21 protein-coding genes are annotated in these 22121 nt (G+C 64.3%); 9 read left to right on the forward strand and 12 right to left on the reverse strand.

Annotation, left to right across the window (positions count from 1 at the left end):
- Positions 1-233: 233 nt before the first annotated feature.
- The 3 genes from PMN64_RS29960 to PMN64_RS29970 form a co-directional block, all read right to left on the reverse strand.
- Positions 234-1040 carry a phytanoyl-CoA dioxygenase gene (locus tag PMN64_RS29960; RefSeq protein ID WP_411783250.1) on the reverse strand — a complete coding sequence of 269 codons (807 nt, stop codon included), beginning with the start codon at positions 1038-1040 and terminating at the stop codon, positions 234-236.
- A gap of 238 nt (positions 1041-1278) precedes the next feature.
- Positions 1279-1644, reverse strand: a complete 366-nt coding sequence (gene dksA, locus PMN64_RS29965; RefSeq protein ID WP_170991616.1) for an RNA polymerase-binding protein DksA — start codon at positions 1642-1644, stop codon at positions 1279-1281.
- A gap of 210 nt (positions 1645-1854) precedes the next feature.
- A complete protein-coding gene (locus PMN64_RS29970; protein ID WP_212057370.1) occupies positions 1855-2466 on the reverse strand; it encodes an NAD(P)-dependent oxidoreductase in 612 nt (203 codons plus the stop codon).
- 104 nt (positions 2467-2570) lie between these two features.
- Between PMN64_RS29970 and PMN64_RS29975 the strand changes: the two genes are divergently transcribed.
- Complete coding sequence (locus PMN64_RS29975; protein WP_411783251.1) at positions 2571-2957, forward strand: winged helix-turn-helix transcriptional regulator; 387 nt, start codon at positions 2571-2573, stop codon at positions 2955-2957.
- A gap of 73 nt (positions 2958-3030) precedes the next feature.
- Here the strand turns inward: PMN64_RS29975 and PMN64_RS29980 are convergent, their stop codons facing one another.
- Entirely contained in the window at positions 3031-3444 is a 414-nt protein-coding gene (locus tag PMN64_RS29980; RefSeq protein ID WP_411783252.1) for a flagellar assembly protein FliX, read from the reverse strand.
- Between the two features lie 265 nt (positions 3445-3709).
- On the opposite strand from PMN64_RS29980, the gene PMN64_RS29985 reads away from it, so the two are divergent.
- The 4 genes from PMN64_RS29985 (at position 3710) to PMN64_RS30000 (ending at position 6260) form a co-directional block, all read left to right on the forward strand.
- The gene (locus tag PMN64_RS29985; protein WP_411783266.1) at positions 3710-4834 is read left to right on the forward strand and encodes a flagellar basal body P-ring protein FlgI; all 1125 of its coding nucleotides are present in this window, start codon (positions 3710-3712) and stop codon (positions 4832-4834) included.
- Positions 4834-5190, forward strand: coding sequence for a flagellar assembly peptidoglycan hydrolase FlgJ (gene flgJ, locus PMN64_RS29990; RefSeq protein ID WP_411783253.1), 357 nt, complete (start codon positions 4834-4836; stop codon positions 5188-5190). Before PMN64_RS29985 ends, flgJ begins: the two co-directional genes overlap by 1 nt.
- Positions 5191-5209: 19 nt before the next feature.
- Entirely contained in the window at positions 5210-5713 is a 504-nt protein-coding gene (locus PMN64_RS29995; RefSeq protein ID WP_411783254.1) for a hypothetical protein, read from the forward strand.
- A 160-nt stretch (positions 5714-5873) separates the two neighbouring features.
- On the forward strand, positions 5874-6260 hold the full coding sequence (locus tag PMN64_RS30000; RefSeq protein WP_028337698.1) for a hypothetical protein: 387 nt from the start codon (positions 5874-5876) through the stop codon (positions 6258-6260).
- A gap of 18 nt (positions 6261-6278) precedes the next feature.
- Here PMN64_RS30000 and PMN64_RS30005 read toward each other — a convergent pair whose 3' ends face one another.
- The 3 genes from PMN64_RS30005 to PMN64_RS30015 all read right to left on the reverse strand — a co-directional run bounded on the left by PMN64_RS30005 (position 6279) and on the right by PMN64_RS30015 (position 8415).
- Entirely contained in the window at positions 6279-6644 is a 366-nt protein-coding gene (locus tag PMN64_RS30005; RefSeq protein ID WP_016846761.1) for a hypothetical protein, read from the reverse strand.
- A gap of 28 nt (positions 6645-6672) precedes the next feature.
- Entirely contained in the window at positions 6673-7038 is a 366-nt protein-coding gene (gene flaF / locus PMN64_RS30010) for a flagellar biosynthesis regulator FlaF (RefSeq protein WP_016846762.1), read from the reverse strand.
- 207 nt (positions 7039-7245) lie between these two features.
- Positions 7246-8415 (reverse strand): flagellin, encoded by a 1170-nt coding sequence (locus PMN64_RS30015; protein ID WP_304496156.1) that lies wholly within the window; start codon positions 8413-8415, stop codon positions 7246-7248.
- A 367-nt stretch (positions 8416-8782) separates the two neighbouring features.
- On the opposite strand from PMN64_RS30015, the gene flbT reads away from it, so the two are divergent.
- Positions 8783-9214 (forward strand): flagellar biosynthesis repressor FlbT, encoded by a 432-nt coding sequence (gene flbT / locus PMN64_RS30020; protein WP_016847775.1) that lies wholly within the window; start codon positions 8783-8785, stop codon positions 9212-9214.
- A 130-nt stretch (positions 9215-9344) separates the two neighbouring features.
- On the opposite strand, the gene PMN64_RS30025 is transcribed toward flbT, so the two are convergent.
- The 5 genes from PMN64_RS30025 to PMN64_RS30045 form a co-directional block, all read right to left on the reverse strand.
- Positions 9345-11228: a flagellar protein gene (locus tag PMN64_RS30025; RefSeq protein WP_411783255.1), complete on the reverse strand. Its 1884-nt coding sequence runs from the start codon at positions 11226-11228 to the stop codon at positions 9345-9347.
- Positions 11229-11235: 7 nt separating this feature from the next.
- Positions 11236-13113 carry a flagellar hook-associated protein FlgK gene (gene flgK / locus PMN64_RS30030; protein WP_411783256.1) on the reverse strand — a complete coding sequence of 626 codons (1878 nt, stop codon included), beginning with the start codon at positions 13111-13113 and terminating at the stop codon, positions 11236-11238.
- Between the two features lie 46 nt (positions 13114-13159).
- Positions 13160-14992, reverse strand: coding sequence for a flagellar hook protein FlgE (locus tag PMN64_RS30035; protein WP_411783257.1), 1833 nt, complete (start codon positions 14990-14992; stop codon positions 13160-13162).
- Between the two features lie 183 nt (positions 14993-15175).
- Complete coding sequence (gene msrB, locus PMN64_RS30040; protein ID WP_411783258.1) at positions 15176-15676, reverse strand: peptide-methionine (R)-S-oxide reductase MsrB; 501 nt, start codon at positions 15674-15676, stop codon at positions 15176-15178.
- Between the two features lie 76 nt (positions 15677-15752).
- Positions 15753-17249, reverse strand: coding sequence for an NAD(P)/FAD-dependent oxidoreductase (locus PMN64_RS30045; protein ID WP_411783259.1), 1497 nt, complete (start codon positions 17247-17249; stop codon positions 15753-15755).
- 94 nt (positions 17250-17343) lie between these two features.
- Between PMN64_RS30045 and PMN64_RS30050 the strand changes: the two genes are divergently transcribed.
- The 3 genes from PMN64_RS30050 (at position 17344) to PMN64_RS30060 (ending at position 22049) form a co-directional block, all read left to right on the forward strand.
- Positions 17344-17886 (forward strand): SixA phosphatase family protein, encoded by a 543-nt coding sequence (locus tag PMN64_RS30050; protein WP_304496160.1) that lies wholly within the window; start codon positions 17344-17346, stop codon positions 17884-17886.
- A 155-nt stretch (positions 17887-18041) separates the two neighbouring features.
- On the forward strand, positions 18042-18467 hold the full coding sequence (locus PMN64_RS30055; protein WP_016840840.1) for a universal stress protein: 426 nt from the start codon (positions 18042-18044) through the stop codon (positions 18465-18467).
- Between the two features lie 327 nt (positions 18468-18794).
- Positions 18795-22049, forward strand: a complete 3255-nt coding sequence (locus PMN64_RS30060; protein WP_411783260.1) for an AMP-binding protein — start codon at positions 18795-18797, stop codon at positions 22047-22049.
- Positions 22050-22121: the final 72 nt, after the last annotated feature.

Below are 22121 nucleotides of genomic sequence, written 5' to 3' on the forward strand. Positions count from 1 at the left end.
GCGCCCCCAGAAGCCACGCAAAAAAATGCCTGACACTGGCCTGCACCCGCGCACGCCCGATTGCGCAAAGCCCTCGCTTGCGGGGGAGGGCTGGGGTGGGGGTTTCTCCACGAGTGATATCGCGGAGAGAGCCCCCACCCGGATCGCATCTGGCGATGCGATCCGGCCTCCCCCGCAAGCGGGAGAGGCGAAGACAGCCCGTGGCGGCCGCTTCACCAGACGGCCATTGCGCTTCACCCCATGCCAAGCGCGCGCCGGATCGCGATCTCGACCGGCGAATACGCACCATCCGCACGTTCCAGCCGGTACGGCTCGCCGGCAGCGAGCGACGGCTGGGCCATGAAGCGCGGCGTCGTGCCCCGATGCTTCTGCGCGGCATGCACCAGCAACGGATGGCACAGATAGACCGTGCCGGCCCCGCCGGTTGCGAGCGCGACCTCGCAGTCGGCGCCGACATCGTCGAGCACCATGCGTGCGCGCCCGGCCTCGCCCGCCGGCGCGAGGTAGCGGGCCATCGGAAGGTGCGAGCCGACCCTGATCCGGGTCGGCGCGTCGTCCTCACCGACGTCGGAGAACAGGAACAGCATCAACAGCGCCCGGCCGCGCGAGACGACATTGGCCCGCCAGGCGGAGAAGTCGCTGCGCTCGTTGGGGTCGCAATCCTCGCCGGGGAAGCTGACGTCGATATGCCAGCCGGCATCGCCGGGATCGTCCGGATGCGGGAAGCGCACCGGAAAGGTTCCGATGTCGTCGCGCGGGCGCCAGCGGCCGGGACCGGCGATCTGATCGAACGCCCGGTGCAGCAGCGACGTGTTGATCGCTTCGCGAAACGGCGTGCCGCCGTACCCCGGCAACCGGATCACCGGTTGGGTCCAGGTCAAAGGGTCGTGCTCGCTGCACGGCAGGTCATGCCACATGATGGCGCGTCCCCGGGCGGCGAGTTCCCGGGGAAAGGCGCTGTCGATCCGGACAAAGCCCTGTTGGATGAATTGCTCGATCTGCGCGCCGTCAAGCGCGCGCGCATCGTTTCGACGGGTCATGATTGTCTCTCAAACTGTCGCCGGCCATCGCTGCTCCGCGATGCGCGGAACCTGACCGGCTCATTCGGTTTCACTGGAATCCCAGGAGCGAAAGCCCGTGGGGCCGCTCAGCGCTTCCGGGAGGAAGCGGGATCAGCCCAGGAAAAACACCGAAGCGATGTTGAGAGTGCGTGTCATCATGGCGGCGCGAACGTACAACCGGTACGCGCCGGTAGCAATCCGTGGCGATCCGTCGCCACTATTCGTCGCGATAGACCTTCTCGCGCTTCTCGTGGCGTTCCTGCGCCTCCACCGACAGCGTTGCGATCGGGCGGGCTTCAAGCCGCTTCAGCGAGATCGGCTCACCGGTCTCTTCGCAATAGCCGTAGGTGTTGTCTTCGATGCGCTGGAGCGCCGCGTCGATCTTGGAGATCAGCTTGCGCTGACGGTCGCGGGCACGAAGTTCGATCGCGCGGTCGGTTTCCGAGGACGCTCGGTCCGCGAGGTCGGGATGATTGACGTTCTCTTCCTGCAACGTCTGCAACGTGACCTTCGATTCGCGGAGGATCTCATCCTTCCAGGCCAGCAGCTTGGCGCGGAAATAATCGCGCTGCCGCTCATTCATGAAAGGCTCTTTTTCAGTCGGCCGGTAGTTCTTCAGCTTTTCCAAAGGCAGCCATGTCCCTGTCAGGCGGAGGGAACACAACCCCTCCGCGCGGCGCCTTATATAGCCACGTCATGTGACAGACAATATCTGCCACCGCGAAAGGCGGGCCGCCCCCAAGGCCTTGCACAGGCAAACTTATCCGCCCTGCCCGGGGACGGCCCTGCCGCCTCAATAACCGACCGTGAAACGGCGGCGGATATGGGCCGGACGCTCAATTTCATCGGCGAGTGCAACTGCGAAATCCTCGAACGAGATCGAGCTTTTGCCGTCGGCTGCGGTCAGGAGCTGGTCGGTCCCGAGGCGGAACTTGCCGGTCCGCTCACCGGCCACGAACAGCGCCGAGGGCGACAAAAAGGTCCAGTTCAGGTCCTTTTCCTGGCGCAGCAGGTCGAGGAACTCAGCCCCCTTGGAGGCCTCGGCCTTGTATTGGGGCGGAAAGTTGGGGGTGGTCACCAGGCGGACGCCCGGCGCCACCTCAAGGCTGCCGGCGCCGCCGACCACGAGATAGCGGCCGACCCCAGATGCCTTGGCAGCCCCGATCAGCTTGGCGGGGTCGCTGACCAGGAAATGGATCGAACTGATCGCGGCATCGTGGCCGGCCCACAGCGCGGCCAGGGCGGCCTGGTCGTTCGCGTCACCCTTGCGGGCGGTGACATTGGGCAGGCTGGCGATCTTCTCCGGGTTGCGGGCGATGGCGGTGACGGCGTGGCCGCGGCGGGCGAGTTCCGCGGTGATGCGCGAGCCGGCCTGGCCGGACGCGCCGGCGATGGCGATCTTCATCTCAAGTCTCCGATTGATAGTTTCCAATGGTGACTAGATAGCGAAATGGATGTAGGTGTGAAGAAGGCACTCTCGTCTCACCTGATCACGCCGGAGTAACCGCGATGAAAGCCACGAGCCTCAAGCCGGACGCCTATGCCGCCAATTGCCCGACGCGCCAGATCCTCGACCGGGTCGGCGACAAATGGGCGGTGCTGATCCTGCTGCTGCTGCGCGGCGAGCCGATGCGCTTCAACCAGCTTCGCCGCGCCATCGAAGGCATCTCGCAGAAGATGCTGTCGCAGGTGCTGAAGAGCCTGGAGCGCGACGGGCTGCTGCGCCGCCGGGCGATCGCAACGGTGCCGGTGACGGTGGAGTATTCAATCACGCCGCTCGGATCGACGCTCGCCGAAGCCGTCGATCCGCTGCGCGACTGGGCCGAACAGAATCTGAAGGAAGTGCTGGCTGCGCAGCGCCGCTACGACGCGCAGCGCAAGGCACTGGCGGCCTGAGGCACTGCGGCCTGAGGCACTGGCGGCCTGAAGGCACTGGCGGCGTGAGACAGGCGAGTTGATCGGGAGGAGCCTAGTATTGCCCGGCCTTGGCGAGCTCGACCTCGACGCGCAGTTCGATCTCGCCGAGCACGGCATCGAGGCCGGGGTCGCCGGAGGATTCCTTCAGGCTCGCCGCAGCGTCACGCAGCCGGTTCACCGTGGAGGAATCGAAATTGCCGGACAGCAGTCCGAGCTTGAGCGCGTCGAGCACGTCGAGCGCGCCCTTGCCGCGGGCCACCGAGCGCTTGCGGCGTTCGGTCGGGTCCTCGACGCCCTGCAGCGCGAGCAGCGCATCGAGGCTGGCGGCGGCCTTCGGCGCCGCGGTGGAGCGGACCTCTTCTTGCGCGGTCGTCGCATCCGGCAGCGAGAAGCCGCTCGACGAGGCGCGCCGCGTGGCGCCGGTGGACGTGCCAAGCGTGGTGCCGTTCGGTCCGTAGATGCGCATCGTCGTGATCCCGCAGGCCTGAATGGGCCGAGCATCGCTGTTTTATGGTTAACGGCGCGTAAACGACCCGGCAATTTCTGCCGCCGCGCGGCAGTTTCGCGCTCCCTGGCGAACCCGAGGAAAATGGCGGCCCGACAATTTCGATAAATATATCAAGACATTGCCCAAGCGAAGTGGAGTGGCACGCAGCTCGCATGGTTAATGGCGGATCGCCGTCATGGGAGTGTCGCGCAATCCGCGAGTTCAGTTCGAGGGGAGCATCGGGATGCCCGGCATCCGCATCGCAAATCTGTTCGGAGTGGCCTGCGTCGCGCTGCTGGCGCTGGCGGCCTCCGTCATGCCGGCGGCCGCGACGTCGCGGATCAAGGATCTCGCCAATATCGAGGGCGTGCGCCAGAACCAGCTGATCGGCTACGGCCTCGTGGTCGGCCTCAACGGCACCGGCGATACGCTGAACAACATCCCCTTCACCAAGCAATCGCTGCAGGCGATGCTCGAGCGCATGGGCGTCAACATCCGCGGCGCCACCATCCGCACCGGCAACGTCGCCGCCGTGATGGTGACCGGCAATCTGCCGGCGTTCGGCACCCAGGGCACGCGCATGGACGTCACCGTCTCGGCGCTCGGCGATGCCAAGAACCTGCAGGGCGGCACCCTGCTCGTCACCCCCCTGCTCGGCGCCGACGGCAATGTCTATGCGGTGGCGCAGGGATCGGTGGCGGTCGCCGGCTTCGCGGCCGAAGGTGCCGCCGCCAGCGTCGTGCGCGGCGTGCCGACCGTCGGCCGGATCGCCAACGGCGCCATCATCGAGCGCGAGATCGAGTTCGCGCTCAACCGCCTGCCCAATGTGCGCCTCGCGCTGCGCAACGCCGACTTCACCACCGCCAAGCGGATCGCCGCCGCGGTCAACGACTATCTCGGCGTCAAGACCGCCGAGCCGATCGATCCCTCCACGGTGCAGCTTGCAATCCCGACGGAATTCAAGGGCAACGTCGTCGCCTTCCTGACCGAGATCGAGCAGCTGCAGGTCGATCCCGATCTCGTGGCCAAGATCGTGATCGACGAACGCTCCGGCATCATCGTGATGGGCCGCGACGTCCGCGTCGCCACCGTCGCCGTCGCGCAGGGCAATCTCACCGTCTCGATCTCCGAGAGTCCGCAGGTCAGCCAGCCCAATCCGCTGTCGCGCGGCCGAACAGTCGTGACACCGCGCACCAGCGTCGGCGTCAGCGAGGACGGCAAGAAGTTCGCTGTCGTCAAGGACGGCGTCTCGCTGCAGCAGCTGGTCGACGGCCTCAACGGCCTCGGCATCGGACCGCGCGACCTCATCAGCATCCTGCAGGCGATCAAGGCCGCCGGCGCGATCGAAGCCGACATCGAGGTGATGTGATGGCGAGCCTGATCAACAGCACCACCGGCAGCATGCCGAACAAGGCGTTGATCCCGATGTTCAACGGCCGCCCCGATCCCGTGCTGCAGGACGCGCTGAAGAAGGTGACGCCGCAGCAGGCCGCCAAGGCAAAGGCGACCGCGACCGATTTCGAATCGATGTTCCTGAATTCGATGTTCTCGCAGATGACGACCGGCCTGAAGGGCGATGGTCCGTACGGCGACACCGTCGGCACCGGCGCATGGCGATCGATGCTGACCGACGAATACTCGAAGAATTTCGCCAAGGCCGGCGGCGTCGGCATTTCCAACGAAGTGTTCCGCTCGCTGATCCTGCAGCAGGCGAACAAGAGCTAGGGTTTCAAGGAGCAGCGCGATGAACCAGCGTCCACAGCAGCCGCGGCCAGTAGCGTCCGCCCCCGCCGCGCGGTCCGCGACGTCGACGCCGCCGGACGTCGCGCGTCTCGCCAACGAGCTGACCGAAGTGATGAGCGGCCTGCTTGCCGTCATCGAGCAGGAGACCGAGTTCGTCCGCGCCGGCAAGATCCGCGAGGGCATGCGGCTCGAGCCGCAGAAGTCCGAGCTGTCGCGGCGCTACATGCTCGCGGTGGAGCATCTGAAATCGATGCAGAAGATGCTGTCGCAGACCGATCCCGAGCTGCTCGCGACGCTGCGGCGGCATCACGAGACGTTCCGCGCCATGCTGCAGGTCAATTTGACCGTGCTTGCGACCGCGCATGCCGTCTCCGAAGGCATCGTGCGCGGCGTCAATGCCGAGGTGCAGCGCCGCAACATTCCGAACACCTATACCGCAAGCGGACAGCGCGCCACGCCGGGCCCCCGCAACATGACGCCGATCGCAGTGAGCCGCACGCTCTGACGTGTACGCTTACAATTTAGCTCAATTCGACGCCGCTCCAGCAGCGCGCCATTCAGCGTATTTTCTAACAGCCTATTGAGAGGTTCCCCGTAGAGTTGCGGACCGTGAGGGGTTGGGATTTGACTCAAGCAAACTAGTGCCTGTGCACTACGAGGCTGCCATGAGTACAGATTTCAACATCAAGCCGGTGGGGGCACCGGTCGCGGCGCCGATGGTCTCTCCCACGAGCGATACGGCGCAGAAGGCGGTCAAGACTGAACTGCCGGCGAGCCAGAGCGTCACCGCTCCGGAGCCGAGCGTGCGCGTCACCATCGACCCCAACGCCGTCAACGCGTCGATTTCAAATCAGGCTCCGTCGGTCAGCGACCAGGTGATCATCGACCGCGACGCGCGCGCCGTGGTCTATCAGGTGGTCGACAATCGCACGAATTTGGTGGTGAGGCAGTTTCCGGAAGAAGCCGTATTGCGCCGCCGCGCCTATTTCCACGCGCTCGATCTCAGCAAGGACGCGCCGACGCGGGTGCGTGCCACCGATCGCCGCGCCTAGGCGCGGACCAACGACCGCTCAGGTCTTCTGCGTGGCGTAGGCCTTGTCGAGATAGGTCGCTCCGGTGGCCGGATCGGTGACGACATTGGCGATCAACGCCGTCCCCTGCTGCACCAGCGCGAACTTGGTATCGCCAATCCGGAACCCGCCATCCTTGATCAGCACGTCCTGATACTTGCTGGTGCCGTCGCTCTGGTAGTGGACCTTGGCGCGGAAGCCATCGACGTTCGACACCGAGATGTTGAACGACTTGTTGTTGGCGTACTTGCCGCTCCAGCTGCCCTCATAGAGGTTCGGATCGACAGCCACATAGGGCGTCTTCGACGGGACCGTCAGGCCGGCGGCCTTGTAGTTGGCCGACAGGATGCTCAACACGTCGGCCATGCCGAGGGCTCCGTCAGGAATCGATCGATCAGCCGCGGCCCGAGAGGCCGGCGGCGATATTGCAATTGATATCGATCAGCGACTTCAGTTTCGCCGGATCCGGATTCATCTGGATATCGACGGTCTGCTTCATCACGAACACGCCGATATTGGCGATGTTCTGGCGAATCTCGAGCGGCTGCGGATTGTCGTCGCCTTGCGCGGCGCTGAGGAAGATCGACCACAACCGGCGATTGAACAGCAACGCGTGATCGAGCGCCTTGTCGGGACCGTTCCAGTTGGTCTGGACTTCCTGCAGCTGCCGCGCGGCCTTCAACAGCGCCTGCGCTTCGATTTCACGTGGGGACGCCGTCGTCGTGGAGGTACGAGCGTAGGCCTGGGCTGCATTCGACATTCAATGACCTCGATGGGATGCGGATTTCTTGAGCCGCGAAGACGCAATTCTAGCGCCCGATATTTATGCATCCGGCGCCTTTAAATATGGTTAGCAGCCGTTACGAAATGCGCCGTTCTGAGGGCATGGACAGACACCGTAATATCCCGGAGACAAAAGAAAACGGCGGGGTTTCCCCCGCCGTTCTCGAAGCACTTGCCGGCGCGCTTAGCGGAGCAGCTGCAGCACGCTCTGCTGGCTCTGGTTGGCGAGCGCCAGCGCGGAGACCGCGATCGACTGGCGGGTCGACAGCGCCTGGCTGTTGGCCGCTTCCTCATTGGTGTCGGCCAGCGTCAGGTTGGACGAACCGGTCTGCAGCACGTTGATCAGGTTCTTCGAGAAGTCCTGACGGATCTGCACGATCGACAGGTTCGAACCCAGCGTCGAGGCTTCGCTGCGCAACGAGGAGCTCGCCGAGCTAAGCGACGCAATGACGCTGTTCGCCGAGTTGTTGTCGAGGAAGTCGGTGCCCGCGGTCAGCGCCTTCAGACCGAGGCCGCTGGCATTGAAGGTGACGCCGGTGATGCTGAGCGTCGACTTGCCGGTCTCGTTGAAGGTCAGCTTCAGGCTGTCGCCGTTCAACAGGTTGATGCCGTTGAACGAGGCGTCCTGCGCCGTGGTCGTGATCTGCGCGATGGTGTTGTTGTACTGCGTGACCAGAGCGGCGCGCGCCGACTGCGAGGCCTGGTCGGCAACCGGCGCCGTGCCGGCCGCGCTGAACGTCGCAGTGCCGCCGCCGGTGTTGGTGAAGGTCACCGCACCGATCGTCGAGGAGGCCGCGTCGTTGGTCGTGGTGATGACGAGCTTGTTCGAGCTGTCGAGGCTCGCCGTCAGGTTGCTGGCCGCGAGCGACGTGTTCAGCTGCGCCAGCGACGTGCTGGCCCCGAAGGTGAAGCTGAAGGCAGGCTGACCAGCCGAAGCCGCGATCGCCAGCACGTCACCGCTCTTGATCGTGGTGCCGTCGACGAGGTTGGCAGACGTGCCGCCGAGCGCCGCGGTGGAAGTGACCTGCGACCTGGTGGTGTAGCCGGTCGGGCTCTGCAGCACCTGGTTGGCAATCGACTTCGCGGTATCGACCAGCTTCTGCAGCGAGGTGATGCCGGTGTTGGCGGCCTGCAGCACCTGCACACCGTTGCCGATGCCGTCGAGCAGGTTGTTGATGTCGCTGGCGCGGTTGTCGAGCGACTGCGCGGTGAAGAAGTTGGTCGGGTTGTCGAGCGCCGTGTTGACCTTCTTGCCGGTGGCAAGGCGGTTCTGCGTCGTGGAGAGCAGATCGGCGGTGGACTGGAGGGAGAGGAGGTTCTGACGAACGGAGGAGGAGAGAATGATATCGGACATTTTCATACCTTTCTGGTGTGAAACTGAGGAAAAAGCCGCTCCAATCCTTTCTGATCGGGCGGATGGCCGATCCTGCGGTCAAGCCGCGAAGGAAAAAGAAATCTCCAACACGGCATTTGAGACAAAGGCCGAAGAATAAAATTGTCGCCATTGGACGAGGCTCGTCCCGAAAACTACTGACATGACTGTCAATTCCGACGACGTGCAGACGTTCGCGCCCGCCCCTCGTTCACCAAGCATTAACCATCATGGGAAAGGATCGCTGTCGCATCGGCCCCTGCCCGCAACGGCGGCTGCTAAGCAGTGCCGAACCACTTCGCTCCGCCAACGAAGGCGTCGCGCGACTGCAGGCAAAAGGAGAACGGTCATGGCCCTGAAGGTCGAACTCAAACCGAACGAGCGCATCATCGTCGGCAATTGCGTGATCACCAACACCGACCAGCGCGCCCGCCTGCTGATCGACGGCGACCGCATCCCGATCCTGCGCGAGAAGGATATCCTGACGCCCGAGACCGCGGACACGCCGGCGAAGCTGATCTATCTCGCCGTGCAGCTGATGTATCTGTCGCCGGACCCGATGGCGCACCACCCGACCTATTTCAGTCTGGTGCGCGACATCATCACCGCGATGCCGAGCGCGTGGCCGTTCATCGAAAGCGTCAACAACTTCATCCTCAACGGCGACCTCTATCACGCGCTGAAGGAGTCCAAGAAGCTGATCGCACACGAAGAGAAGCTGCTGGAAACCGCGCGCGACCAGCAGAACGCCGATCGCGACGACGCGCGCAAGAGCGCGTAGAGTTTCCTGTTTTGACGCGTTTACTTCACGCGAACCGGCGTCGCTTGAAAACGCTCTAGCCCCACTCGCCTCGACGAAAAAGGCCTCCGCGCGGAGGCCTTTTTGCTGGCTGGAGTTAAGGGGCGCGCGATCAGCTGATCGGCAGGTATTTCAGCAGCGTCGTCTGATACAGCATCGACGTGGTCTGGTACGACGCCTGCAAACTGGTTTGCAGCGCGAGGATCTTGGTCGCGACCTCGTCCTGATTGACGCCCTCGACGGAGTCGAGCATCGTTTCCGCCATCCCCTTGAGCTGGGTCTGCCGATCGGTGGCCGCCTTGGTCGCGGTCTGCGCACCGGCGAATTCGGCCTGCACGTCCTGGATCTGCTGCTGACCGTTCTGCGGGGCGAGGTTGGCGCTCACGCGCTGCGCGAGCGCCGTCACCTGCGCGCTCGCATTCGGGTTGCTGGCATTGGTGGTGACGGCTGCGTAGACCGCAACGTTCTGCAGCAAATAGCGGAAGGCCTGCTCGTTGGCGCGCGCGCCATACTGCACGGTGATCGACTGATCGACCTGGGCGACCGCGGTGCCGCGCGCCGACCCCGGGCCATTCTCGCCGGTGTACCAGTAGACGGTGTTGCCGGGCGTGCCCGCGACCAGGTTGGTCGCGGTGTCGAACGGCGGTCCCCCTACCCTGAGCGGCGCCGGCGCTGCGGTGGTGTTGTTGGCGATGCCGAGCGCGCCGAGTGCCGCGGCGTTGGAGCTCGAGATCGACAGGCTCTCGCCGTCCGCGCCGTGCAAGGTGATCGCGCCGTTGCTGATGGTCGACGGGTTCTTGGTGCCGCTGATCTGGTCGATCTTGGTCATCAGCGTCTGCACGCTGTCGGTGACGTTGACCTGGTTGCCGGTGGCGCCCGAGGCCACGAAGGTGATCGGCGTGCCGTTCACCGTGATGGTGTCACCGGCGGCAAAGCTCGTCGACAGCGAGTCGGTGCCCGCCGCCCCCGAAAGGGCCGTGGCGCCGCTGATCGGCGCCGACGGCGTGTTATGGTTGTTGACCGCTGCGCCCGAGACGGTCGCGACCGGATTGAAGAAATTGTTGGACGCCGCGACGGCGGACGCCGCGACCAGCGACGTGTCGCTCAACGTCTTGATCGACGAGGTCAGCGTCGACTGCAGGTTGGCCGTCGTCGCCGCGGTGTCGGCGCCGATCAGGAACGAGCCGGCGGGCGGCGGGTTCGTCGTGGTCGCCGTGAGTTCGATCGCTTCGGTGGTGCCGTCGGGCAGCGTGAAGTTGAACTTGATCTTGTCGCCGTCCTTCGGATTGACGGCGCCGAGATCGACTGACGCGGTCTTCGGCGTGCCGGTCGGCTGCGTCACCGTGGCGCCACCCGTCAACGACGACTGCACCGACAGGAGCTTCAGGCCGAACGACGAGCCATCCTCGGCGATACTCGTGACCGTCGTGGTCGCCGGCGGCGACGAGACGCTCAGGCGCCCCATCATGCCGGCGCCCTGATCGGCCTGCTTGCGCTCATTGATGAGCTGCGTGAGGCCGGCCTGGGTTGCCGTGCCCTTGAGCATGGTATCGGCAGACACCGTGGCCGGCGTATCCATCGCGCGGCCGGAAAACAGATAGCGGTCGCCCGACTGGCTGTTCAGCATCGCGACCGCGTTGGCGAAGGCCGCCTGCGCTGTGATCTGGCCCGAGGTCTGGCCGCTGTCGTTGAGCGTCAGCGTCGCCGTCGTCGCGGCGTTTTTCACCTGGGTCCCGACGTCGGACAGGCCCTGCAAGGTGAGGTTGGCGACACTCAGGCGCGTGTTGAGATTGGTGGCGGTATCGGAGAACGCGTTGATGCCGCTGATCTGCGCGCGCAGGCTGAGCGCGAAACCGCGATCAAGCCCCTGCCCCGCATAGGTCGTCGATACCTTGCCGGTCGCAAGCTGCGTCGTCAGGTCATTGAGCTGATTCCGCAGGTTGAGGATCGTGGTGCCGATATAGGAAGTTCTGCCGCTTACGCCGTCGATCGACATGTTACCCTCACGTGAGCTGCAGCAGCGCGTCGTACATCTGCTTGATCGACGACATCACGCGCGCATTGGCGGAATAGGCGTTCTGCAGCGAAAGCAGATGCGCCATCTCCTCGTCCATGTTGACGCCGGAGGTCGAGTCCATCTTGGTCTGCAGCGTGTTCAGCACGACGTCCTGGCCGTCAGCGAGTTGCTTGGCAGCGGTCGCGGACTCGCCCTGCTGGCTGATGAACTGCTTGGCAAAGTTCAGCAGCGTGCCGGTGAACGGCGCGCCTGACGTGCCAAGGCCGGTCTGCGGCGAATAGCTGTACGAGGCGTTCGACAGCTGGTTCAGAACGAGGTTGGCGCGCGTGGTGTCGCCGGCCGGCGTCTGCGGATTGGTCGAGTACACCACCATGCGCGAGGGATCGCCGATCAGGCCAGTGTTGACGCTGATGCGCGCGGCAAGGCCGGTCGTCTGCGAGCCGTTCGCGGTGATCGCGCCGGTGTAGAGCCCGCCATTGTCGGTGAACAGCGGAAGGTGCGGATCGCCCGAGGTCAGCGACGAAACCGTCGAGGTGACCGACGCCGCGGTCACATCGGCCTTGTTGACGGCGCCGTCGTCGAGCACGCGCAGCGTCGACCCCGACGGATTGGAGAATTGCAGGCCGGTTCCGCCGAGTGCGCCGTTGAGCTGAGACAGCACCGAGCTCATGCCGCCGGAGAAATCGATGCCCAGCACCTCGTCGTTCGGATCGACGGTCGCGGTGTTGCTCAGCGGCAGCACGCTCGGATCGTCGACGCGAACGATCGACAGATTATGCGTGAGGCCGGTGGTGTTGTCCTTGTAGGAGACGTGGATGGTGTTGCCGTTCTGCAGCCCCGAGAGGTCGAGGTCGAAGCCGGACTGCGCTCCCGCCGTCGCCGCGGTGCCCGCGGTCGTCTTGTCCGACAGCGCGCTCGACATCGCGGCGGCGAACTGATCGATCTGTGTCTGGGCCTGGGCCAGCGTGTTGTCGCGCAACTCGAGATAGGCGGCGATCTTGCCGGAGCGAATCGAGTTGGTCGACACCATGTCATAGGTGCCGCCATGCGGGAACGTGATGGTGATGGTGCCGACGGTGCTCTTGGTCGGGTCGGTATTGTACAACGTGTTGGGCGTCATCGTGCCCTGGGCGTTGAAGCTGAGCGTCGCGGCCTCGGTGCCGACCAGCTGCACGCCGGAATTGGTGAACACGCTCACCTGGTTCTGGCTGTTGGTGACGGTGCGGATGTCCATCAGCTGCGAGAGCTGCGTGACGTAGCGGTCGCGCTGATCGAGCAATGCCGCGGTCGAGGCATCGGTCGTGCCGCCATTGGCCGCCAGCTGGACATTGAGGCGCGCAATCTGCTGCATCGCATTGTTGGCGCTGTTGATGGAGTCGCTGATGCCGGCCTCGGCGTTGGCGCGCAGCGTCTGGATTCCCTGCGAGGTCGCGTTGAGCTGCTGCGCCATCGATTGCGCGGCATTGATCACGCCGATGCGGGCCGACTGCGATTCCGGGCTGGTCGACAGCCCCTGCAGCGCGGTCAGGAACTTGTTGTAGGCGTCCTCGATCGTGCCGGTCGAGTCGGGATTGCCGTACACGCCCTGCAGATTGGCCAGGAAGTCCGAGCGGACGTCGGCGTAGGCCGCTCCCGACGTCTCGGTGCGAAGCTGGGTCTGCAGGAATTCGTCGAGCTGGCGGTTGACGCCGGTGATGAGGACGCTCGATCCGTACTGGCCGGTGGTGCCGGTGACCTGGTTGAGCGTCTTCCTGACGTAGCCGGGCGTCTCCGCGTTGGCGACGTTCGACGACACGAGCGAGAGCGAGGCCTGCGTGGCGCGCAGGCCCGACATCGCGGTGGAAAGGGCTTGGCTCAAACCCATGATGTGTACTCGCCTTTACTTCTTCACACGTGCAGCAACGACGCGATCAGCGCACCACGTTCAGGAGATCCTGCACCATCGAATTGGTTGTGGTGATCACCTTGGTGTTCGCCGAATAGGCCTGCTGGGTCACGATCAGCTTGGTGAACTCGTCGGCAATATCGGTGTTCGAACTCTCGAGCGAGGAACCGACGATGGTGCCCGCCTTGCCGAACAGCGCCGCGCCGGACTCGTCGGTCGCCTCGAACGCACCGCCGTCGATGCGCTTGAGGAAGTTGGTGCCGTTGAAGGTCGCCACCGAGATTTCGGCGAGGTCGATGTTGCGGCCGTTGGTGTAGTTGCCGACGATGCGGCCGTTGGTGGAGACGCTGACCGACTGCAGCTGGCCGGCGGGGAAGCCGTCCTGCTGGATCTGGTTGACCTGAACGTTGCCGTTGGCGTCAGCAAACTGGGTCACGCCGCCGGAGCCGAAATTGATCACAGGGCTGCCGAGCGACACGCCGTTGACGACGGCATTGGTGAGCGCCACCGAGGAGATCGCCGGCGACATCTGGCCGTTCGAGGCGAAGGTGAAGTTGACGTTGACGTTCTGCCAGGAGACCTGCGTGCCGGTCGCATTGGGATTGACCTGATAGAACAGGTTCCAGGTGTCGGTATGTCCGCTGCCCAGCGAGGAGCTGTCGGTCTTGGCCCAGCGGAATTGCAGGTTCACCGGCGCGCCCGACACGTCGTAGGCCGTGACGGCGCCGCCCGAGACGGATTCGTTCAGAAAGGTCGAGTTGTCGTTGCCGACAACCTGGCCGGTGCCGACCGTGCCGCCGCCGCCGCGAACCGCAACCGCCGAGCCGGTGAAGCCGAGCGCTGCGAAGGCGGTCGCGTTCGAACTCGTCACGTTGAGGTCGGCCAATTTGCCGGAGTGCAAGGTGATCTTGCCGCCGCTGATCGTCGATGACGTCGTGGTACCGGTAATCGAGTCGAACTTCGCGAGCAGCGTTCCGATGCTGTCGGTGACGTTGAGCTGGTTGCCGGTCGCCCCCGAAGCCACGAAGGTGATGACGGTCCCGTTGACCGTGATCGTGTCGGCGGGCACGACGGGCGGGCCGGCAGAGCCGGCGCTGAAGTTGGTATTGATCGAATCGGTGCCGGCTGCGCCCGAAAGCAGGGTCGCGGCGGTAATGGCCACCGACGGCGTCGCCTTGTTGTTTTGCGCGGTGCCGGTGATGGTGGAATCGGTATACGGCGCAGCCGGCGTGCCCAGCACCAGCGGATTATTTCCACTGCTGAACGCGCCCGGCCGGATCAGCTCGGAACCGGGAACCGAAGTGTCGTGCGCCGTGGTCAAGGGATAGGACGCGAGGTTGGCGCGATAGTCGATCTTGGTGGTCTGCTGCGCCGGCAGGAAGTCGTTCTTGAATTGCAGCACCTGCGGCGATGAGCCCGCCGGGTTGCCGGTGGTCGGGTCGATCGGCACGCCCTCGAGATAGTAGCCGGCGCCGTTGACGAGATAGCCGTCCTTGTTGAGCTGGAAATCGCCGCGGCGGGTGTAGCGGTCGACGCCGTCGAACACCGGCGCGCCGTCGGTGAAGCTGCCAGGCTTCTGCACCGCGAAAAAACCGTTGCCGTTGATCGCCATGAAGGTCGCGACCGATGCCGACTGCACGTCGCCCTGCACCGAGTTGGTCGAGCGGGACTGCGCGGTGACGCCGCCGGCGAGCTGCGCGGTCAGCGCGGTCTGCGGGACGAGGTCGAGGAACGAGGTATCGATGCGCTTGAAGGCGGTGGTCTGCGAGTTGGCGATGTTGCCGGAGATGTTTTCGAGCGCGTAAGACCCCGCGCGCAAGCCACCGACAGCCGTCGTGAGAGCGCCGAAGATACCCATGACATGTTCTCCAATTCGATTCCCGGCGGCTGGCAATCACAGGAATGGCCGCATCGGCGGAGCATGTCGCAAAGGTCGTGCCACGAAACAAAACGTAACAAAATCATCCGCTTGAAAAAAATACCCCGGTCGTTCGACCGGGGCACATTTGCCGGGAGCGGCAACAATTGCCGGGAAGGAATGTCAGGTCGCCGACGGCGCCGCCGGGTGAAACACCAGCGCGAAACCGTCCATGCAGTAGCGCAGCCCGGTCGGTTTCGGGCCGTCGTCGAAGACGTGGCCGAGATGGCCGCCGCAGCGGCGGCAATGCACCTCCGTGCGGACCATGCCGAAGGTGCGGTCCGACGTCGTGCCGACCGCATTGTCCAGCGGCTTCCAGAAGCTCGGCCAGCCGGTGCCGCTCTCATACTTGGTCTCGGACGAGAACAGCGGCAGGTCGCAGCCGGCGCAGGCGAAGGTGCCCTTGCGGTGCTCCTTGAGCAGCGGGCTCGATCCCGGCCGCTCGGTGCCCTGGTTGCGCAGGATCTCGTATTGCTGCGGCGTCAGCTGCGCGCGCCATTCGGCCTCGGTCTTCTCGATCTCGAATTTCTCGGCGGCCTGCGCCGGCGAGGCGCGCAGCCAGCGAAAGGCGGCGAAGCCGAACAGGCCGGCGACGGAAGCAAGCAGGATGCGGCGATCGATCATCAATCATCTCCGGTGCGGACGGCTCAGGGGGCGTGCCCCGAGGTTCGTCAACAGATACGAACCCCGCCGGCGGACGTTACATCCGCCCGTCGGAGATCCGCTCACTTTCTTGCGAGGCATCCGGATACGGCGCCTCGCCGTCCTCGATCTGCCTGGGCGCGGGCGGCCGCGCCGGCCGCACCCCCGACGGGGGTGGACGGCGGGGTGCGGGTCCCCTGGTTCCCGCCCTGAGATTGGCCTCGGCGAGCCGCGCCTCCCGCAGGCGCTCCTTCGCACGTGCACCCTCGCGGTAGCGCGCCAGAACACCCGCCGCGGACGCGGCGCCCCTCGCCCACAGGCTGACGAAATGACCGGCGACGCGGCCGGTGGTGCCGCCGGCCCAGACCAGCTCGAACGGCGAAAACAGCCGCCAGCGGTCGTCGCCCCACAGGATGCTGCGCGCGATCAACTGCCCGGCGAGCGCCGAGGTGTTGAGTCCCTGCCGGCCGAAGCCGCTCGCCACCCACAGGCCCCGGCGCAACTGGCCGATCTGCGGCATGCCGTGCACGGTGACGCCGACCGCGCCACCGAACATCTCCGCGATCGGAACCTTGCCGAGTTGCGGAAACACCGTGGCGATGCGGCGCTGCACCGCCCCGCCAAGCCGCTTCGGCCGTGCGTCCCAGGTGGTTTCGGGGCTCGCCCACAACAGCCGATCGCCATCGACGACACGGAAATGGTCGATGCCGTTGCTGTCGACGACCGAGCCGGGAAACGCGATGGTCTCCGCCAGCCGCTCCCCGAGCGGCTCGGTCAAAGCCGCGTAGCGCCACACCGGCAGCAGCGTATCGGACAAGCGCTTCAACGGCGCGCCGAGATGGATGTTGCCGGCGAGGACAATATGGTTGGCGCGCAGCCGCGCCGTCGGCGTCACGATGCGTTTGCGGATGCCAGAAAAATCGATGCTGACGACCGGCGTCTCCTCGAAGATCCGCACGCCCGCCCGCATCGCCAGCGCGGCGAGGCCATGCACATATTTGCGGCCATCGATCTGGAACGCCTTCGGATAATAGATGCCGTGGAAATAGCGGCCGGTCCTGAGCACGCTGCGCACGCGATCGACCTGCCAGCCCTCGACCTCGGTCGCGAAATCCTCGCCCAGCGTCTGCAGGCGGCCGATCAGCGCCTCGCCGACATCGACATTGGAGACCTCCAGCGCGCCATCACTCGGCTTGATGCCCGGGATCAAATCTTCGGTAGCGGTGGCGCGGACATAATCGGCGCCCTCCTTCGACAATGCCCACAATTCGCGGGCATCGTCGAGGCCGACGCGCTCGATCACATCTGTCATCGGCAGACCGAATCCCGGCATCACGGTGCCGAGATGATGACCGGAGGCGTTCCAGCCGATCTGGCGGCCCTCGAGCACCGCGACGCTCGCGCCGAGCCGCGCCGCCTCCCGCGCCACGGTCAGGCCGGCCAGCCCGGCCCCGACCACGCAAATGTCGACGTCGAGGTCGAACGCCAGACGGTCGCCGAACTGCGAGTCCGCCTGATCGGGGCCGTCTGCCGCACTTGTGGAACTCTCGCTCATGGCGTTTCTTACGGACCGCTGCGGCGCTTGTCACCTTGTCCAGGGCATGAGCCTGTAGATTAATTCGACCTGACCGAATCGAGAATGGAAGTCCATGCGCCGTTTGCTGCTGCTGCGTCACGCCAAGACCGAACACGACGCGCCTTCGGGGCACGACCAGGACCGCCGCCTCGACGAGCGCGGCCACCGCGATGCGGCGGAGATCGGCGGCTGGATCGCCCGTCGTCCGCCCCTGCCCAATCTGGCACTGGTCTCGCCGGCAGTCCGCACCGCACAGACCTGGGACATCGTGCGCGAGGCGCTGAAGGGCGCCGGACCTGCGCCGAAAGTCGAATTCGTGCCGGACCTCTACGGCGCCGATCCCGTGCAATTGCTGACCGCGATCCGGATGGCTTCGGTCACCGATCCGAAGCGGCTGATGCTGATCGGCCATAACCCCGGCATGCACGAGCTCGCGCTGACGCTGACCGGCAGCGGCGACGAGGCCGCAAAGCGCGCGCTCGGCGACAATCTGCCGACCTCGGGGCTCGCCGTCTTCGACTTCGCGACCGACGACTGGAACGACGTCTCGTTCCGGCGCGGCAAGCTCGTCCTGTTCGTCAGCCCTAAACTGTTGAAGCAAGCCTCGCGCAGCTGACGCAAGCGGACAGCGCCGCTCCGCCATGCTATATTGACGTCTGCGCGACAGGGGGACCGGTTCGCGTCGATACAGAACGACTTCAAGAACAAGAAGGCGCGCGTCCCGGCACAGGGACCAAACGGCTCCAGACCAATCGCGGACAGGAGGCGCAGATGTACAAGTCCATTCTCGTGCCGATCGACCTCGCCGACACCGATCTGGCGAAGCCGGCGATCGCAACCGCTGCAACATTGTCGCAAACATGGAACGGGACGGTGCGTCTGCTCAACGTGCTGCCCATGACGCCGGTGATGCTCGCCGAATACGTGCCGGCGGATTTCGACAGCCAGCAACGTGAAACGTCGGAAGAAGCGCTTGCGATCGTCGCGCGCGAATCCGGCATCGCGCCCTCCCGCATCTCGGGCGTGGTCCGCCAGGGCGGCATCTATCACGAGATCCTCGAAGAGGCCGCGACCATGAAGGCCGACCTGATCGTGATGACCTCGCACCGGCCGGCGATGCGCACCTACTTCCTCGGCTCCAATGCCGGCCACGTGGTGCGTTACGCCAAATGCTCGGTGCTGGTGGTGCGGCATTAAAGCGGGATGAGTTATGGGGCCGTCGCAGGCGGCGCTGCCAAAATATCGAAAACAACCCCATGCAAAGGAGTCGGCGGCTGCCGGGGTCGACCAGGCAACTTGACACGTCGGGCAACTCAGGGATATTCTTCTAATATTCCGAAATTGTGCATACATCCCCTCCCCACACTGTCAGAACGGGCAACTTGCCTGAGCGCAGCCGAGCCGCCCGCGGTCGATTGCCCGACGATGCTATCCGCGTATTCTCGTCTTCGATGTGTTTGAGGGTTCTGGGAATTGACTTCACCAGTTCAGTATACGGAGCGACATTGACGAAGAGGGGCGGCGTTGTCGAATATTGTCAAGGAATTGCGGAAAGGTAGCGCACGCAAGAGCGCCGGAAGACGCCCCTTTCCGTGCGTTCGAGACCTCCTCGCCGACCATGCGGAAACTGCGCCGGAGCGCTATGCCATTCTGGCCCCGGCGCGCCGCCCGATGACGTATGGCGCGCTATGGACGCAGGCAAATGAAGTGGTTTTCGGGTTGCGGAACGTCGGCGTGCGCCGAACTGACAGGGTCGCGGTCGTGTTGCCGGACGGACCAGAGGCTGCAGTAGCGGCGATCACGGTTGCGGCCGGCGCGGTTTGTGTACCTCTCAATCCGGGTTTCACCTGTGATGAATACCAGCGTTATTTCGGCGAATTGCAGCTGGCGGCGCTATTGACGCACGCTGACTTGAATTCGGCCAGCCGACGCGCCGCCCAAATCCAGGGCGTGCCCGTGATCGATGTGTCGATGCGGCCCAACGAGGGAGCCGGCGCGTTCAGCGTTGGCGGTCGGGCACCGCAGTTCCTGGTTGACGACGAGTTTGCGTCCAGCGCTGACGACGCGTTCATCCTGATGACATCTGGCAGCACGTCGCGGCCCAAAACGGTCCCTCTGACCCATGCGAGCGTCTGTCTGTCGGCCGACAACGTTTGCGCCGCCTTGGAGCTGGAGGCTCGCGACCGATTGCTAAGCGTACTGCCTCTCTTTCATGGGCATGGCTTGATCTCGGGACTTCTGGCCGCGCTTGCGGCAGGCTCCAGTGCGGTCTGTCCTCCCGGCTTCGATGCAACAGCCTTCTTCGTCTGGCTGACGGAGTTTCGACCGACCTGGTACACGGCGGTACCGGCAATCCATCGCGCACTATTGGCAGCGGCGGATCCCTACAGGCAGGCTGCACGGCGGTCCTCGTTGCGGCTCGTTCGTTCGGCTTCGACGTCTCTGTCGTCGGAAGTGCTCGACGGACTGGAAGCGTTGTTTGGTGTTCCCGTTATCGACACCTATGGCATGACGGAGGCTGCCACCCAGATCGCTGCAAATCCCTTGCAGCGGCGAAAGCGCGATTCAGTCGGCCGGCCGGCCGGCCCCGAGATCGCGATACTGGACAGGGTGGGTCGTCGCTTGCCATCCGGCAAACGTGGAGAGATCGCGCTGCGAGGTCCCACCATAACCAGGGGATACGACAATGATGCCGACGCTACCGCGTCCGCGTTTCAGGACGGCTGGTTCCGGACCGGAGACGTCGGATACCTGGACGCCGACCGGTATCTTTTCATCGTCGGTCGCATCAAGGAGATCATCCATAAGGGCGGGCAGAAGGTTGCCCCCGCCGAGGTAGAGGGCGCTTTGCTGAGCCACCCGGCCGTGATCGAAGCCGCTGTTTTCCCTGTTCCCCATGAGCGACTAGGCGCGGACGTCGCCGCCGCTATCGTGCTGCGTCAGGACGCAAAGGTGAGCGCACAAAGTCTCCGAGACTATGCCCGAGGACGCCTGGCCGGGTTTAAGGTCCCTGGCCTCATCGTGATTGTACCGGAGATCCCGAAAGGCCCCGGCGGGAAGATCAAGCGCAGTGAACTTGCGGCCCGCTTTTCCAAGACTCGACCAATCCAGAACGGCGGCAAGGGAGTTGCGCCCAGCTCGGAATTGGAGCGTCAACTGGCCGGTATCTGGCAGGACATTTTGGAGATCGATCAGATCAGCGTTGACCAAGATGTCTTCGCGCTCGGGGTGGATTCGCTTGCCATGACGCAGATGATTTTGCGTGTGGAAGAGCGCTTCGGCAGCCCCCTGTCATTCGAAGATATCTTCAATTGGCCGACCGTTGCGGCTCTTGGGCTTCACCTTGAATCATTGAGAGGGGGCGCCGGCTCGTTGGTGCGCCCGCACGATCCGCAACCGCAGATTTCGCGCGCTGATGGAGATGACGCACAGGCGGTGTCCATCGTGCAGGAACGCATGCTGCGCATCGAGCGAAAGCTACCCGGATTGCCCCAGTTCAACCTGCCGTTCGCTTATCGATCGCAGGGCCGACTCAACATTCCCGTGCTCGAGCAGAGCCTTGCCGAGGTCGTGCGTCGGCACGACATGCTGCGCACGGTGTTTATCTGGCAGGGTGATGTCCCCCTCGCTCGCGTCGTGCCGGACGTCGACGTCAGATCAATCCTGACCGTGAAGGATTATGCAACCCCGGTGCATACCGGAGATGCTCGAGCCACGGAACTTCTGCTGGTAAAGGCGAAGTTGGAAGCCGAACGGAGCTCCCTGGCGCCGATCGACATGAACAATGCGCCACTGTTCCGGGCCTATGTCTTCCGGCTCGATGCCAGCGACCATGTTTTGCTTCTGGTCATGCACGACATCATCATCGATGGCTGGTCGATGGCAATCTTCATGGAAGAGCTTCTGAAGATCTATGCCGCTGCGATTTCCGGTGCGAAGGTACAACTGCCCGAACCATCGCTTCAGTTTTCCGATTTCGCTCGCTGGCAGCGTTTGTGGTCCAGCACCGAGGAAGCAAACAGGCAGTTCGCTTATTGGAAGCGGTGCCTCGACAAAGCCTCACCTCCATTTGCAGCCCCGAAAAGCAGCGTTGGAGGTGAATTGACCTCGCGCGTTGTTCAGGAGCCTTTTCAAATATCCAACAATCTGGTGACGCAGCTCAGCGCCATGAGCCGTGACCGGGGCGCAACCCTGTTCATGAGCTTACTCGCCGGTTTCAAGACCCTGCTGCTGCTCCGGAGCGAGCGCAACGACATTTGCGTCGCGACCTTGATGGCCAATCGGTCTCAACTCCGGACAGAACGCGTGATCGGTCCGTTCGCGAACACCACGATCATCCGCACCCAACTTGATGCTGATCTGACCTTTGGCGAAGCGCTCAATCGCGTGCGCAGAGCCGTCCTGGAGGCTTACGCCAGACAAGAACTTCCCTTCGATATCATTGCCAGCCGACTGGCGGAAGAAACCGGCCTGTGCCCGGCATCTCTCGTTCAAGTTTATTTCGTTCTCCAGGTTGCGTTCCGCCGGACGCTCGAGCTGCCCGACCTGACGGTCCGGCCGTTCGGCTATCAGGAAGAACGCTCTGCCATGCCGATTGATCGCGCTTGGCTTTCGATGACCCTCAAGGACACCCCGTCGGGAATGACCGGCATATGCGGGCGCAAGGACGACTTGTTCGAGCCAAGCACCGTCCAGAATTGGATTGCCGATTACACGGCAATCCTGGCCAATGCAGCCGCAAACCCCAACGCGCAGCTTGGCCGATTGATTGATCCTTGAAACGATCAGGTCAGTCGCACCAAGCCGGTGCCAAAAGTGCAACGCTTTGTGCCGGTGTCACGCCACGCGCAA

It is taken from the genome of Bradyrhizobium sp. UFLA01-814, from assembly GCF_046718885.1.
GTDB classification, from domain to species: domain Bacteria; phylum Pseudomonadota; class Alphaproteobacteria; order Rhizobiales; family Xanthobacteraceae; genus Bradyrhizobium; species Bradyrhizobium elkanii.